Genomic DNA, 14,546 nt, shown 5'->3' with positions numbered 1-14,546 from the left:
CGTCACGCCTTTACTTCAAATGCGGAACCTGTTTCTGCATCTTCCGGCAGAACAAGAATTCCTTTTTCTTGTGGGGCATCCGGCAATGCCAATTCTTTTGCAGAGCAGATCATGCCGCTTGACGGAACTCCGCGAAGCTCAGCATCTTTGATCACCATTCCAGAAGGCATAACAGCGCCGACTTTGGCAACAACCACTTTTTGGCCTTGATCGATATTTGGTGCGCCGCAGACAATCTGCAATTCCTCGCTGCCTACTGAAACCCGGCAAACGCTTAGTTTGTCTGCGTTCGGATGCTTTTCTTTCGCTTCCACGTAGCCCACGACAAATTTTGGAGACAGATCGACTTCCAGCGTCAAATCCACACCGTTCTTTTCCAAGGCATTTTGCAACGCTGTCACCAATTCTTCAGATACGTCTACTGAAGCGGCCTCGCCCAAATCCATATAGGTGGAAGCACTGAATAAGTTGAAGCCGGCAATGTTGCCCTTTTCGTCTTTGATCAACGTGACATCGTCCATTTGTTCTGTGTGGATTTTTTCAGGAGTTTCTGTTTCAAGTTGAACCAATAGGACATCGCCTATACCATTTTTATTGTAGAATGCATTCATTTTTTATCGTTCTCCTTGTTTTGTCGATTTTTGGCCAGGATGAAAATCGGCTCCAATTCTCCATTTTCGTAGATGAATGACAATGAAGTAATCGGTACTTTGCCGTTTGTGAAGAAATGCATGGCCATCTGGGCCAATACATCGTAGCCCGTTTCGTTTCGGATATCGCCGATGATCAGCACATCCTGGTGCGGCACTGATACCGTCATATCCCCTGTTATTTTTGCTTTCATGTCTTTAAGAAAAGTTTCATTTAAGATACGCGAAGCGTCGTAGCCGTCGTTTTCATTTAAAAAATAAAACACATTGCCTGCGACTTGGTCTTCTTTCACAGCTGTTTTCAGTTTTCTGACCTGAAATTTGGCAATTTCCTTCAGCTGCTCTACAGTGAGACTTAATGAATTTAACATATTTTCATCAATTAAGCGATAGGTGGTTCCGGCATCAAGGGCATAATATACCCGCGTTTCCGCTGTATGCTCGGATGTAACGAATTTATGGCCTTCGTTGGATTCCGTTGGAAACGAAGTCGAGCGGATGACCGGATAAATATGCTCGGACGATTGAAGCTCACCTTTTGCCTCTTTCTCCATCGCATCGAAGGTTTCTGTAATCGTATAGACGATTTCCTGGATAGCGGCTTCTCCTTTGGCCTCATAACGGTTAATGACTTGCGGTACGCCAAGCGTCATTCCTTTTCCAATGCCTTTATGGCGGATATGCAGATTATTTTTTTCGCGGTCATGCCGCCATTCAAGCTGTTCGCTCGGCATCCGTTCTTTTAAGAGGTTGATCAGTTCAGTCGGTTTCATCTAAAAATCCCTTCTTTCAAAAATAAACGGCTCTGCCAGAAGTGGCGAACCGTCATTTTGTTATTTAGGCAGATTGGTCAAAAAAGCCTCAATCTCTTCTTGTGTTTTGCGGTCTTTGCTGACAAAACGCCCTGCCTCATTGCCGTTTGTGTAAGCAAGAAAACTCGGAATGCCATAGATGTCTTTTTCAATGCACAAATCAATAAAGTTGTCGCGGTCTACCGACACAAACGTAAAATCGCTGAAAGACGATTCAATATCGGGCATGATCGGGTCAATTACACGGCAATCCGGGCACCAGCCTGCTGTAAACATAAAGACAACCGGTTTGTTGGCTGCCAATTCATGGAATTCTTCAGTAGTAGTTAATGTTCTCATTCGGCTATCCCCTAACGTCTAATTTTCGATGGATCGGACTGTTTTCATCATCCAGTCCATATTTTTTTCAATGTCCCGTTCTTCGGAAATGGTGGTCAACTTGACGCCGCCAGCGCTTACAACCAATTCATAGCGGTCTTCAGCGATTTCCCGGACGGTTGTAAAGCCGAACCGTCCACTTTGTTCAAAAGTTTCATCAGCTACCCATTGTTGTTCTGGATTGGCCTTTTGAAGGTCATAGAATAACGTGCTGTCTGCTGCCTCGTTCGGGTTGATAAATAACGCATAGGAGTCGCTTCCTTTGGTGATCATGATATTCTGTTTGTCAGAAGGCTCCTCGATGGTATAGCTTCTTGGCACATAAAGTTCAGTCCCATCTGAACTTTCATTGGTTTCAACCGGCTCGTCTTCAAAAGCTGCAGCCACTTTTGCGACGCCGGCTGCAATACGTTCTTCCGGCAATGCCAGACAGCCGCCTAAAAAAGCCGCCGATATGATTATTCCTGCAAAAAATCCTTTACGAGGCACACTTATTCCTCCCTATCCATACTTGTTCTTATTTTAAAGATGTTTCGGAGCACTTGCAACTGTATCGATGCCTCTTACATATTGTCCGACTAATAGGCTGACAATATGCTCGAACATTTCATCCCGGTTAACGAACCCCGCCGTCAAAATCCCGACAGCTCCTTTATGGTGCCGGACGCCGGTTTCATTCGCATAGTCGTCCATCACTGGACCCAATTCTTGCCCTGCCCGCAATTTCTCGGCAATTTCATCCGGCAACGGAATTTGTGCACCTGCAGCTGTGTAAAGTTGCCCTTCGCTTGTCGACAATGCTCCCCAATTGCACAAATACATTTGCCCTTCCAGATCATAAACGCCGCCTTCCAGCCCAATCGCCAAATCAAGTGTTTCGGACAATGCCGATTTTGAGCGGTTGATTGCCCCTTGCCGCGTTTCAGCAAGGGACATTGGCTGAGCAGAAACGCCGGACTCTACATCTGCTTGAGCCAAGTCATACACAAGGTCCAGTTTTTCCAAAACCGCTTCAACCGCTTTTACTTTCGCAGGGTTTTTCGAAGCGATGGCTACCTTCATTTTTTTCATTTCAATCATTCCTTTCAAAAAAAAAGAGCCCGAAGGCACTTTTTAGACGTTTTGTTTAATGGTCTCAAGTGTCGTGCGGTCTGCCGCTTTGACAAGTTTCGTGATTAATTCTTTTGCTGCTGCATAATCATCTGTATGGATAATCGACGCAGAAGTGTGGATGTACCGGGAACAAATACCGATAACAGAGCTTGGTACGCCTTCGTTGGCTGTATGCACACGTCCTGCATCCGTTCCGCCTTGTGAAACAAAGTATTGATACGGAATATGATGCGTTTCCGCCGTATCCAGGATGAACTCGCGCATGCCGCGGTGTGTGACCATGGTCCGGTCCAAGATGCGCAGCAATGCGCCTTTTCCTAATTGGCCAAACTCATTTTTATCGCCGTTTGCATCGTTTGCCGGGCTTGCATCCAGTGCGAAGAATAAATCCGGCTGGATCATTGCAGCAGCCGTCTGGGCTCCGCGAAGTCCCACTTCTTCCATAACGGTTGCGCCTGAATACAATTGGTTCGGCAATTGTTCATCTTTCAGTTCTTTCAGCAATTCAATGGCCAATCCGCAGCCGTAGCGGTTGTCCCAAGCTTTTGCCATGATTTTTTTGTCATTTGCCATCGGAGTGAACGGACTGAACGGCACAATTTGCTGGCCAGGACGGATGCCGAAGGACAATGCATCTTCTTTGTCGTCTGCTCCGATATCGATCAGCATATTCTTCATATCCATCGGCTTGCTCCGCATTTCTTCGCTCAGCAAATGCGGAGGAATGGATCCAACAACGCCCTGGATTTTTTTGTCGCCGGCAATAATTTCTACGCGTGTAGCCAGCATTACCTGGTTCCACCAGCCGCCTAATGGCTGGAAACGGAGCATGCCGTTGTCGGTAATTTGCGTGACCATAAAACCGACTTCATCCATATGGCCGGCTACCATGATTTTCGGGCCGTCTTGCGGGCCGTTCTTGACGCCAAAGATGCTGCCCAGATTATCCTGAACGACTTCGTCCGAATATTTTTCGAGTTCTTGCTTCATGAATTTTCTCACTGCATGTTCATTTCCCGGAGCTCCAGGAAGTTCAGTTAATGTTTTAAACAACTCGCGCGTTTCATTATTCATCTAAGTGTTCCTCCTAATGGATTGCTAATTCAAGTTTAGAGCTTTTTTGGGCTGATTTCCAGCTTCTTCTTTCGATTATCGAAAGAAATACATTCTGCTTAGCACTTTTGTATGGCGAAATAAAATTTTGTGTTACAATTTATGGAGCACGTATAGGAGGGATTCTTGTGAAAAATCGAGATTTATTGGTTGGATTTGCAGCGGGTGTTGCAGCGACTTATATCATCAGAGAAGTCTATGACAGAAAAGCTACGCTTTACCCGGCTGACGATGTACTGAAAAGCGTTAAAACAGCGTTTAAAGAAGAAGGACCGATCGACGGCTCGTGGATTTTCATGAAAACCGAACCGTACAAACAGCATGCAGTTACAACAGAAGTTTATAAAGGCGGCATCACCCGGCACCGCGAAGATGAGCTCGAGCAATTCGAGTTCCTCGCAGATGCGTATACCGGAGCTGTTCTTGAAGTAAATAAAGTCTAAAAAAAAAGCCGGCATTCAGCCGGCTTTTTTATTTATAGCTTTTTCTCTTGGTACTGCACCGATTCGACAATCTCTTTGCCATCCGCACTCCATTTAAGGACCCGGTAATAGGCATCGTGGTAGAACGAGAAATAATAGCCATTTTGGAGCGCTTCTTTCATGAGCTTTTCCTTGGCATAAATGGAATCCATCGGATAGTCGTCATAAGCAAGCACCCACAGCGGATTCTGGTGGGCATGAGTTGGCATAATGTCGCCCATATGCAGGAGCGTTTCGCCGCCGCTTTCCATTTTGATGACGCTGTGGCCGTTGGAATGGCCGCCAGTGTGGATCATCGTAATGGCGTCGAACAAGGTCTTTTCGCCTTCGAAGGTTTCCACTTGATCCACAATCGGCTCCCAATTTTCTTTCCAGTATGTATTTCTGGATCGGATATTCGGATGCTGCATTTCTTCCCACTCGACGGCGGAAACGTGGATTTTGGCATTCGGAAATGCCGAAACATATGTCTCGCCTTGTTGTTTCGTCAAACCTGCGGCATGGTCTCCGTGCAGATGCGTCATCAAGACGGTATCAATATCTGCAGCACTTAGCCCAAGCTCTGCCAAGTTATCATCGATGCGCGATTCGGCGGATACGCCAAGATTCCGTTTTTGGCGGTCTGTCAGTTTTCCAGAGCCGAGTCCGCTGTCGATGATGATGTTATGGCCCTTATACTGTACCAGCACCGGATGTGTCGGCAATTCAATCTGGTTCTCCTCGGTCACTGGGTATCGTTTAGACCAGACAACTTTCGGCACCACCCCAAACATTGTGCCTCCGTCCAGCCAAGTTGTTCCCCCGTCCAGCCAAGTTAATGCCATGTCATGAAACTGAAATTTCTCCATCCCCAAATTCCTCCCAGTCTTTAATTCTCGTTGAATTGTGCTTCCAGCCGGTAAATCGGCTGCCCTTTTTTCGAAAACTTCTCTTCATACTCGGTCATGATGTTCCATTCCGGTTCGTTAGCGTGAAGGTCTAAAGAAACATCCTTTAGCAGCATGCCGTATTCCGACATGCTGACCAGCGAGTATTCAAATAGGCCGCGGTTATCGGTTTTAAAATGGATTTCCCCGTTTTGCGGAAGAACTGATTCGTAAAGCGCCAAAAATGTCTTGTAGGTAAGGCGGCGTTTCGCATGGCGCGTTTTTGGCCATGGATCGGAAAAGTTCAAATAAATGCGGTCCACTTCGCCTTTTTCAAAAAACTCCAGCAAGTCGGCTCCGTTAACCCGCAGCAACCGCAAGTTCGGAATGCCTCCTTCAGTTTCAAGGACCCCTTCGAGCGCACTGACGATGACGCTGTCAAACAACTCGATGCCGATATAATTGACTTCCGGGTTGGCTTTTGCCATGCCTAGGATAAAACGGCCTTTGCCTGTTCCCACTTCAATATGAAGCGGCTTGTCATTGCCGAAAACTTCCTTCCACTTGCCTTTTTGCTGCTCCGGATCCGGAATAACAATTTCCGGGTTGGCAGCGATTAAGTCTGCTGCCCATGGTTTATAACGTGATCTCATTTACTTTCCTCTTTCTTTCTTGTATTTACGGCATACCAATGATGCTCGCTTACAGTATAGCTTACCGCTTCATGAATGGGTGTTTTTCCTGCGTAATCTCCGTCTGTATGCCGGAAAATCGCCCCATCGACCGTCAGCTTGTATTCAATGCCGCTCGTCTGGTGCACTTCTTTAAACCGCGTATGGCTTCCGGTAAAAACCGTACCAAAGACCAGCAGCAGTTTCAAGCGGGAAATCCCGTGGACCACCGTCAGCTCCAGCAAGCCGTCATCGGTTTTCGAATCGGGCGATATTTTCATGCCGCCGCCAAAATAAGGCTGGTTGCTGACAGTCGCAAACCAGACATCCTCAAAAACCCTCTTCTGCCCTTGTTGTTCCATCGTGAGCTGAAATTTTTTGAAGCGGGCCAGCGTCAAAACCACATACAACAGGTAAACCAATTTGCCGGCATTGATTTTATTCAGCCACTTCTTAACTGTTGAGCGGTTAACCAATGCCGATATTTCCGCATCCAAGCCGATGCCGGAACTGCTGGCAAACCGTTGGATTCCCCCATTTTGCAGTTCGCCTAGATCTTCCCGCTTGGCTTCTGGGTGCTTTAGAAATTCTGCAATCGATTCAGCAGTCGGAAAAGAGTGGAACCCTCTTCCAAAGTCATTGCCGGATCCTGCAGCAACCGCACCCACGATCAGCTGCTCGGCTCCCGCCGCTCCGGCGATGATTTCGCGCAAGGTGCCGTCCCCGCCAAAGCCGATGATCAGCATTTTGTCACCAGCTTCTTTATAAGAACGAACGATCGTTGCAGCATGCCCAGCCGTTTGTGTGAACACCGTTTCATATGGGAAACGGATGGTTTCGGCAAAACGGCTCCATTTTTTTAAGGCATTGCCATTGCCAGCCGCTGGATTTATGATGAATACTGTTTTCATTGGACATCGCCTATCGCGTGTTTAAACGCTTTCTTTCAGTTGATAGCTTGCTTCAGGTATATACTTTGGCACATTGCCGGGCTCAATCCGAAAAACGGTAAATTCCGTTACCGGAAACGTCAAAGCCGGCACTGTCAGGTCAATATCAAGCGGCGGACCGCCTGCCCATTTACCAGCTAAAGTGATATGAGGGACAAACGGCTTTCCGTCCGGATTCAATTGTAACGGACGCAGCGCTTCCCTGACTTTAGCCTGCAGCTCTGCAAGCGCCGGACTGTCTTCCACCGCTGCATAAACAATGCGCGGTGTAGCAGGATTGCCGAAAGTTTTTACTGTGCTCGTCGTTAATTCAAACGGTGCATGGCGGATTGTTGAAAGTGCCTGCTGCGCCGCCCGAATTTCATCATGCGGATCGCTGCCGATGAAAAGCAGTGTGATGTGCATGTCGACCCAATGGGTATAACGCTTATGGCTTTTAAGATTCCAGCCCTTTCTTGCTTGGTCCAGTTTTTTTGCTGCTGCTTCAGGAATTTTGATGCCAATAAAATAATGTGCCTGCATAAGTGATCACCTCTCTTCAGTTTACCATTGATATCACCACAAAAAAATAGCGATCGGCTTTCGCCGATCACTTTGTCTCATTTATGATTTTACCGTTAATTTTAAATTGGCTTCGAACGCCTGCTGAAGTTTTTTCGTCAGTTCCCCAGGAACTCCTTCACCAATATTTTGACTGTCAATTTGAATGATCGGCATGATTTCAGCTGTCGTAGACGACATAAAGATTTCATCCATTTCAAGCGCTTCGGTTTTAGTGAAAGCCGTTTCCTGAACCGTAATGCCCTGTTCTTTGCACAACTCCAAAATCACGCGTCTCGTAATGCCGTTCAAGATCAAGTTTGTAGCCGGATGCGTATAGATGACGCCGTTTTTAATTCCGTACATATTTGAAGAAGATCCTTCCGTCACCACTTCACCGCGGTGCAGAATCGCTTCATAAGCGCCTGCTTCATGAGCTTCCTGCTTAGCCATTACGTTGCCAAGAAGGTTCAAGCTTTTAATATCGCAGCGTAGCCAGCGGACATCTTCTACAAATGCCGCTTTTACTCCGGCTTCCATCATTTCCACCGGACGTTCTACTTTTTTCGGATAAGCCACAAGCACCGGAGAAGTTACTTGAGGGAAATGATGCTGCCTCATTGCTTCTCCACGCGTAATTTGTACATATACTTGGCCGTTGTCGATTTCGTTCATTTCCACCAAGTCATACATCATTTTATGGAACACATCTTTCGTGTAAGGAATGACAATCTTGATTTTTTCTGCGCTGTCATAGAAACGGTCGATATGTTCTTTTGCCGTAAACAAATTGCCTTCGTACACCCGGATGACTTCATAAATCCCGTCGCCGAATTGGTACCCCCGGTCTTCTTTTGATACGTTCAACTCATTTTCCCGAATAAACTCACCGTTATGCAAAATCCACTCCATGTCCAATCCCTCTTTCCTCATTTTCTAATGCCGTATTCCACGGGTCTTGCAAAAGCCCACTGCGGAAATCAAGCGTCTCCGCTTTTCTTGCATGCTAATTGGTAAATGGCTTCAGCGTAAATCGCTGTCGCTTTTATTAAATTGTCGATATCGACAAATTCATCCGCTTGGTGGGCGACATCCTTTTCGCCTGGGAACAACATGCCAAATGCCACACCTTTTTGCAGCACGCGCGCATAGGTTCCGCCGCCGATGGATAGAAGATCCGCGGGATTGCCTGTTTGCTTTTCGTAAGCTTTTTGAAGCGTTCGGATGAATGGATCGTTTTCATCCACCCAATGAGGAGTCGAATTGGAGCGAATTTCCATTGAAAAAGCGTCCGTTTTCGCATCTGCCATTTTTTCTTCGAATGGATAACTGATTGAATACCTCATGCTGACTTCAACTGTCGCCAATTTGCCCTGTTCAAACTTCAGAATGCCGGCGTTGAATGTGGTATCACCGGAAATGTCATCGGTGTAATCCAAGCCGAACCGACGGCCGCGCGAATCATTATAGAAATTATCTGCAACAAACGCCGTAAATTCTTTGCCATCTCCAGCCAACTGTTCCTTTAAAAAGACGGCCAGCAAAATACCGGCATTAACACCTTCATCCGGTTCCATGGCATGCGCCGATTTTCCGTGTATGGCCAATTTGACGCCTTCATTCACTTGTTCGTATGTGGCTGCTACTTTGTGTTTGCTGCAGAATTCATCAAACTGCGCCTGCCAATCCGCTAAACTTCCATCCACGATTGCTTCTGCCAAATCCGGCACCATATTGGTCCGATTCCCAGACTCGAATGACTGCAATGCGTCCGGTTGATTCCATTCCTTTTTGGAGAATGCAAGAGACGCAATGCCTTTTTCAGCATTAATGATCGGGAAATCGGCATCCGGCGCAAAAGCGATTGTTGGCATTTCTTCGGTTTCAAAATATCGGTCGACACAGCGGAACCCGCTTTCTTCATCGGTTCCGATGATGAGGCGAATCCGTTTATCAAACTCAAAACCTGCTTCTTTCACCATATTCAGTGCAGTCCAAGCGGCAATGGTCGGGCCTTTGTCATCAATGGATCCGCGTCCATATAATTTGCCGCCTTCCACTTCACCGCCAAACGGCTCTTTCGTCCATCCGGCTCCAGCAGGCACTACGTCCACATGCCCCAGAATGCCCAGCAGTTCTTCCCCTTCTCCAATTTCAAGATGGGCTGCTACATTAGCTACGTTTTTCACGCGGTAGCCGCGCTCTTCACCTTTATCCATAAACCACTCTAATGCACGTTTCACTTCGGTTCCAAAAGGGGCCTCGGATGTTGTGTCTTCACTCAACACGCTCGGAATTGCGATTAAGCTTTGCAATTCCTCAATGATTTGGTCTCTTCTTTTTTCTGCTTCTGTTTGCCAGTCCATTTTCCACTCCCCTTTTATTAACGCTATTGTACACCTTTTGAGAAAAATTTAAAGAACCAACCTAAAAATTACGAAAATAATCCTGTGTTTAGGAATGTTAAGTTTATGTGAAATAGACGTTATTTGTAGATATTCGAATACTTTTTCGCTATAATCAAATTGTCAGATAATACCGACTGACAGATTTTTATAAAAAAAGGGGATGTCTTTGGCATTTATTTCAAACCTGCTGAGTATAACTCAGCCATTCGTCCGCTAGTCTTTGCCTACAGGAAAAAAGATGAAGGAGTGGTTCTTACTTGAAACCAACAACTGATCGCATGCTAATTCGTATTAAAGATATGTATAAGTACATCCGTGATAACGGGACTGTAACTACGCAAGATCTTGTCGATGAATTCGGCATCACTCCTCGCACCATTCAAAGAGATTTGAATGTGTTAGCCTTTAACGATTTGGTAGAAAGTCCAACTCGCGGCAAATGGACAACGACGCACAAGAAAGTCAAAATGACCTCCTGAGAAAAACGCAGGAGTCTGGACATCCCAAGAAAAGCGCAAGCTTAAATTCTTCCCAGCACAAAGAAAATGACCGCAATGTCTGCGGTCATTTTCTTTGTTTTAAGGCATCTAGTTCTTCTTCCGCCAAATGGCGGTATTCCCCGAGCTGCAAGTTTGGATCCAGTTCCAGCGGCCCCATCGACAGGCGCTTCAAATAAGTCACTTCTTTCCCGACGCTTTGAAACATCCGCTTCACTTGGTGGAACTTGCCTTCCGTAATCGTCAATTGGATTTCCGATTGTTTCCCGCTTTTCAAAATCTCCAGAAAAGCCGGTTTTGTCACATAGCCGTCATCAAGCATGACGCCCCGTCTGAAGGCGTCTCCGTCTTCTTCAGTCACAACGCCATCAATCAAGGCGAAATACTTCTTGTCGACATGCTTTTTCGGCGACAATAACTCATGCGCCAATTTGCCGTCGTTCGTGATCAGCAGAAACCCCTCTGTGTCTTTATCTAAACGGCCGACAGGAAACGGTTCAAAGTTCTGTTCCGCTTCCCCCAGCAAGTCGATGACGGTCTGGTCATATTTATCTTCTGTTGCTGAAATCACACCTTGGGGCTTATTCATCAACAGGTAAATAAATTCGGTGTATTCGACTTTTTCGCCGCCTACTGTCACCACATCCGCTGCTTCATCCACATGGACTTTCGGATCGCGGACGGCTTTGCCGTTCACTTCCACCGCTTTTGACTTCAGCAGGACTTTCACTTCTTTCCGGGAACCGTAGCCCATATTCGATAAAAATTTATCTATGCGCATTGTGCTCCTCCTAAAAACCGAATTTACGTGTATATTTTGTCAGACGTTCGCCTAGAAGCTTTTGCGCGATACCGGTTTTCAAGCTAAGGTATCCATAAACCGCTCCGCCGATTCCGCCGACAATAAGAATCCGTGCCAGTGAATGGAATTTAGAATCCATTCCGAGGAACAGGTCCAGACCGGCGAGTGAAGCAAAAACAGCTCCAGCCATAATGGCATTCAAAATGACTATCAACAGGATGCGGCGCAGCACCATATTCGAACGGTAATTCATCGTTTTGAAGATAACTGCCAAGTTCATGACGATAGCGACAACATAGCCGATAATGGTCGCAGCAATGGCGCCGTCTGTTTCAAACATGCGAATCAGCGGAATGTTCAATGCAAACTTCAGCAAAAGGCCGATGGACAAGTTCAAAATGATCCATTTTTGCTGATTGATCCCCTGCAAAATCGAAGCCGTCACCGGGAACATGGCAAACAGGATGGCGACCGGCAAGTAATGCGCCAGAATTTCCGAGCCTGGTTCACTGATTTCATAAAACACATGGTACAGCTCATCCGATAGCATCGTCATGCCGACTACGGCCGGCAAGGTCAAGAATAAAAGAATTTGGAAAGTCTGATCCAACGTGCGGTTTACAGACTTGAATTGATTATTCGTAAAGTATTTGGTGATTAGCGGAATAAGCGCCATTGAGAACCCGGTAGCAAGCATTACCGGAATCATCACCAGTTTATGGGCGGTCAAGTTTAAAATCCCTAAGTAAATGCTTGAATTGGCTGCATTTTCCGTTGTGCTCATCGCATTGTTGAATGTCAGCATATCAATAAACTGGAACAACGGATTGGCAATGCCAAGAAACACGACCGGCAATGCGTAAATGGCAATTTCTTTGTACATATCGCGCAGCCGGACATCATATGACTCAACCGACTTGGCGCGAAGTTCGTTGTACTCCGGCTTTTTCTTTCTCCAATAATAGAACAGGACAAGGACGCCGCCAAGCGCCCCGACAAATGCAGAAAGCACGGCAATCTGCACGGCGGTTTCCGGAGTTCCGTTAAAGACATTCAGAACCAAGTAAGCTCCGCCAAGCAGGAACACGATGCGGACAATCTGTTCAATCAATTGCGAAACGGCCGTCGGCATCATGAAGTTATAGCCTTGGAAGAATCCGCGGAACAAACTCATGAATGGCACAACGATCAAGGCAAAACTTACCCATTGAATCACTTCTTTTACGTCTTGGACCGAATTGACTTTGTCTTTTTCATCAATTGTCAGTTCCGCAAGCGGACCTGCGAAGAAATAAAGAAACAAAAACGCGACAAAGCCCGTGACCATCATAGTCGTCAGGCCGGACTTCAATAATTTTCTGCCGGTTTCGTAATCACCGAGCGAATTGTATTTTGCGACAAATTTCGAGAACGCAATCGGCGCACCTGATATTGCCAGCGACAGCATTAAGTTATAAGGTATGTACGCATACTGGTAAAGGCCGATATTCTCTTTCCCAACCATATCGTAAAACGGAATGACATAAATGACCCCAAGGATTTTAGATAAGAACAAACCCATGGTTAAAATGGCGGTTCCTTTTATTAACGTTGACATTTTACACTTCCTGACATTTTTCTAATAAAAAAAACAATCTACACGATAGTTTACACCTATAAAAGAAATTACTCAACGAGTTTTCTTCCATGGTGTATACTTGAGAAAAGCGGAAACGCCTATTCAGCTCCGGCAGTTATAAGACAGAACAGCGAAGTGGCGGTCTCTGCCACCTAGCTGGGCTTTCTTATGTCCTGAAGAGCTAGGCGTTGGAGACTAGACACTGGGCTGGCTTATGGCCGAGGAGCTAGGCGCTGGAGTCTGGACACTAATAAAAACGAAAGCGAGTTCTTATTTTATGTATGATGTAATTATTATCGGCGGCGGCCCTTCCGGATTGATGGCCTCCATCGCCGCGGCTTCAAATGGCCAAAAAGTGCTGTTGATTGAAAAAGGCAAAAAGCTGGGCAAAAAACTGGTGATTTCGGGCGGCGGACGCTGCAACGTAACCAACCGGCTGCCACTTGAAGAAATTGTGAAACACATTCCGGGAAATGGACGTTTTTTATACAGCCCGTTTTCCGTCTTTAATAATGAAGATATCATCGCCTTCTTTGAAGGCCTTGGCGTCGCTTTAAAAGAAGAAGACCACGGCCGCATGTTCCCTGTTTCGAACCGGGCCCAGGACGTAGCAGATGCCATGTTCCGGGAAATGGACCGGCTGAACGTCAAAGTGATGCTTGATTCACCGGTCAAAAAACTGCTGATGACCGATGACAAAGTGACAGGTGTGCGCCTTCATTCCGGCGAGGAATTTACGGCACGGGCGGTTGTCGTCGCAGTCGGCGGAAAAGCGGTGCCTCAGACCGGGTCAACCGGAGACGGCTACCCGTGGGCAGAAAAAGCGGGCCATACGGTAACGGATTTGTATCCGACGGAAGTTCCGCTCCTGTCAAAAGAGCCGTTCATCGTCGGCCGGGAACTCCAGGGCTTAGCGCTTCGCGATGCCGCAGTATCCGTGCTGAATAAAAAAGGCAAAGTACTCGTTACTCACCAGATGGATATGCTGTTCACCCACTTTGGCCTCAGCGGCCCGGCGATTCTGCGCTGCAGCCAGTACGTCGTCAAAGAAATGAAGAAAAACGGCCAGCAGCCGGTGGAAATGCGCATCAATACACTGCCGGAAGAAAATGCCGAATCGGCGTTCCAGCTGCTCCATAAAATGATGAAAGACGAGCCGAAAAAAGCGGTGAAAAACGTCTGGAAAAGCATCACCCAGGAACGCTGGCTGCTGTTTTTGATGGAACGCTCCGGAATCGATCCGCAGTCAATCGGTGCAGAACTGGCAAGCGACAAAGTACGTCTTCTCGCTCAGCAACTGACGGCTTTCTCGATGCTCGTGACCGGTACCCAGCCGATTGAAAAAGCGTTTGTCACAGGCGGCGGCGTCTCGATCAAAGAAATCGAACCGAAAACGATGGCTTCCCGCAAAAAGCCCGGCCTCTACTTCTGCGGAGAAATTTTGGATATCCACGGGTATACCGGCGGCTACAATATCACATCTGCTTTGGTTACGGGCAATGTCGCTGGACAAAGCGCCGCAGCTTTTGCACGAGAAGTTTAATAGGTATGACAGCGTCCGCTTTTAGCGGGCGTTTTTTAATAGGACGAGAATATTTGATGAAGGATGCAGGCTTGTGGATTTTATCGAAGGTGCTACTCAAATA

At 46.8% G+C, this 14,546-nt stretch carries 17 protein-coding genes; 3 read left to right on the top strand and 14 right to left on the bottom strand.

The annotated features are described in order from the left end of the window. Positions 1-2: 2 nt before the first annotated feature. From ytpR to QWY22_RS06915, 6 genes are read right to left on the bottom strand one after another with little or no spacing between them, the layout of a single operon-like run. Entirely contained in the window at positions 3-611 is a 609-nt protein-coding gene (gene ytpR / locus QWY22_RS06940) for a YtpR family tRNA-binding protein (protein WP_300983690.1), read from the bottom strand. Then, positions 608-1,423, bottom strand: coding sequence for a DUF1444 family protein (locus QWY22_RS06935; protein WP_053165402.1), 816 nt, complete (start codon positions 1,421-1,423; stop codon positions 608-610). Before QWY22_RS06935 ends, ytpR begins: the two co-directional genes overlap by 4 nt. 60 nt (positions 1,424-1,483) lie before the next feature. Further along, entirely contained in the window at positions 1,484-1,801 is a 318-nt protein-coding gene (locus QWY22_RS06930; protein ID WP_053165401.1) for a thioredoxin family protein, read from the bottom strand. A gap of 18 nt (positions 1,802-1,819) precedes the next feature. Then, positions 1,820-2,329: a hypothetical protein gene (locus QWY22_RS06925; RefSeq protein WP_300983689.1), complete on the bottom strand. Its 510-nt coding sequence runs from the start codon at positions 2,327-2,329 to the stop codon at positions 1,820-1,822. Between the two features lie 33 nt (positions 2,330-2,362). Then, on the bottom strand, positions 2,363-2,911 hold the full coding sequence (locus tag QWY22_RS06920; protein ID WP_300983687.1) for a DUF84 family protein: 549 nt from the start codon (positions 2,909-2,911) through the stop codon (positions 2,363-2,365). Between the two features lie 42 nt (positions 2,912-2,953). After that, complete coding sequence (locus QWY22_RS06915) at positions 2,954-4,027, bottom strand: M42 family metallopeptidase (protein WP_300983686.1); 1,074 nt, start codon at positions 4,025-4,027, stop codon at positions 2,954-2,956. Between the two features lie 167 nt (positions 4,028-4,194). Here QWY22_RS06915 and QWY22_RS06910 point away from each other — a divergent pair, with 167 nt between their 5' ends. Beyond that, positions 4,195-4,509: a PepSY domain-containing protein gene (locus QWY22_RS06910; RefSeq protein WP_300983685.1), complete on the top strand. Its 315-nt coding sequence runs from the start codon at positions 4,195-4,197 to the stop codon at positions 4,507-4,509. A 32-nt stretch (positions 4,510-4,541) separates the two neighbouring features. Here QWY22_RS06910 and QWY22_RS06905 read toward each other — a convergent pair whose 3' ends face one another. The 6 genes from QWY22_RS06905 to pepV form a co-directional block, all read right to left on the bottom strand. Next, positions 4,542-5,396, bottom strand: coding sequence for a YtnP family quorum-quenching lactonase (locus tag QWY22_RS06905; protein WP_300983684.1), 855 nt, complete (start codon positions 5,394-5,396; stop codon positions 4,542-4,544). Positions 5,397-5,416: 20 nt separating this feature from the next. Next, complete coding sequence (gene trmB, locus QWY22_RS06900; protein ID WP_300983683.1) at positions 5,417-6,067, bottom strand: tRNA (guanosine(46)-N7)-methyltransferase TrmB; 651 nt, start codon at positions 6,065-6,067, stop codon at positions 5,417-5,419. Beyond that, positions 6,064-6,996, bottom strand: coding sequence for a diacylglycerol/lipid kinase family protein (locus QWY22_RS06895; RefSeq protein WP_300983682.1), 933 nt, complete (start codon positions 6,994-6,996; stop codon positions 6,064-6,066). The genes trmB and QWY22_RS06895 overlap by 4 nt, the downstream gene beginning before the upstream one ends. Before the next feature lie 21 nt (positions 6,997-7,017). Beyond that, positions 7,018-7,557 carry an RNA 2',3'-cyclic phosphodiesterase gene (gene thpR, locus QWY22_RS06890; RefSeq protein ID WP_300983681.1) on the bottom strand — a complete coding sequence of 180 codons (540 nt, stop codon included), beginning with the start codon at positions 7,555-7,557 and terminating at the stop codon, positions 7,018-7,020. A gap of 81 nt (positions 7,558-7,638) precedes the next feature. Beyond that, complete coding sequence (dat, locus tag QWY22_RS06885; protein ID WP_300983680.1) at positions 7,639-8,487, bottom strand: D-amino-acid transaminase; 849 nt, start codon at positions 8,485-8,487, stop codon at positions 7,639-7,641. A gap of 68 nt (positions 8,488-8,555) precedes the next feature. Then, on the bottom strand, positions 8,556-9,941 hold the full coding sequence (gene pepV / locus QWY22_RS06880; protein ID WP_300983679.1) for a dipeptidase PepV: 1,386 nt from the start codon (positions 9,939-9,941) through the stop codon (positions 8,556-8,558). Between the two features lie 299 nt (positions 9,942-10,240). Between pepV and QWY22_RS06875 the strand changes: the two genes are divergently transcribed. Continuing rightward, entirely contained in the window at positions 10,241-10,462 is a 222-nt protein-coding gene (locus QWY22_RS06875) for a DeoR family transcriptional regulator (RefSeq protein ID WP_036802205.1), read from the top strand. A gap of 85 nt (positions 10,463-10,547) precedes the next feature. Here QWY22_RS06875 and QWY22_RS06870 read toward each other — a convergent pair whose 3' ends face one another. Together QWY22_RS06870 and QWY22_RS06865 are read right to left on the bottom strand one after the other, a co-directional pair. Then, entirely contained in the window at positions 10,548-11,261 is a 714-nt protein-coding gene (locus QWY22_RS06870; RefSeq protein ID WP_300983678.1) for a pseudouridine synthase, read from the bottom strand. Positions 11,262-11,271: 10 nt separating this feature from the next. Then, on the bottom strand, positions 11,272-12,879 hold the full coding sequence (locus QWY22_RS06865) for a putative polysaccharide biosynthesis protein (protein ID WP_300983677.1): 1,608 nt from the start codon (positions 12,877-12,879) through the stop codon (positions 11,272-11,274). A gap of 298 nt (positions 12,880-13,177) precedes the next feature. On the opposite strand from QWY22_RS06865, the gene QWY22_RS06860 reads away from it, so the two are divergent. Beyond that, on the top strand, positions 13,178-14,443 hold the full coding sequence (locus QWY22_RS06860; RefSeq protein ID WP_300983676.1) for a BaiN/RdsA family NAD(P)/FAD-dependent oxidoreductase: 1,266 nt from the start codon (positions 13,178-13,180) through the stop codon (positions 14,441-14,443). Positions 14,444-14,546 lie beyond the last annotated feature (103 nt).

Origin of the sequence: Planococcus liqunii (assembly GCF_030413595.1) — a bacterium.
In the GTDB taxonomy this organism is placed as follows: domain Bacteria; phylum Bacillota; class Bacilli; order Bacillales_A; family Planococcaceae; genus Planococcus; species Planococcus liqunii.
This window is presented reverse-complemented; position numbering and strand designations above follow the sequence as displayed.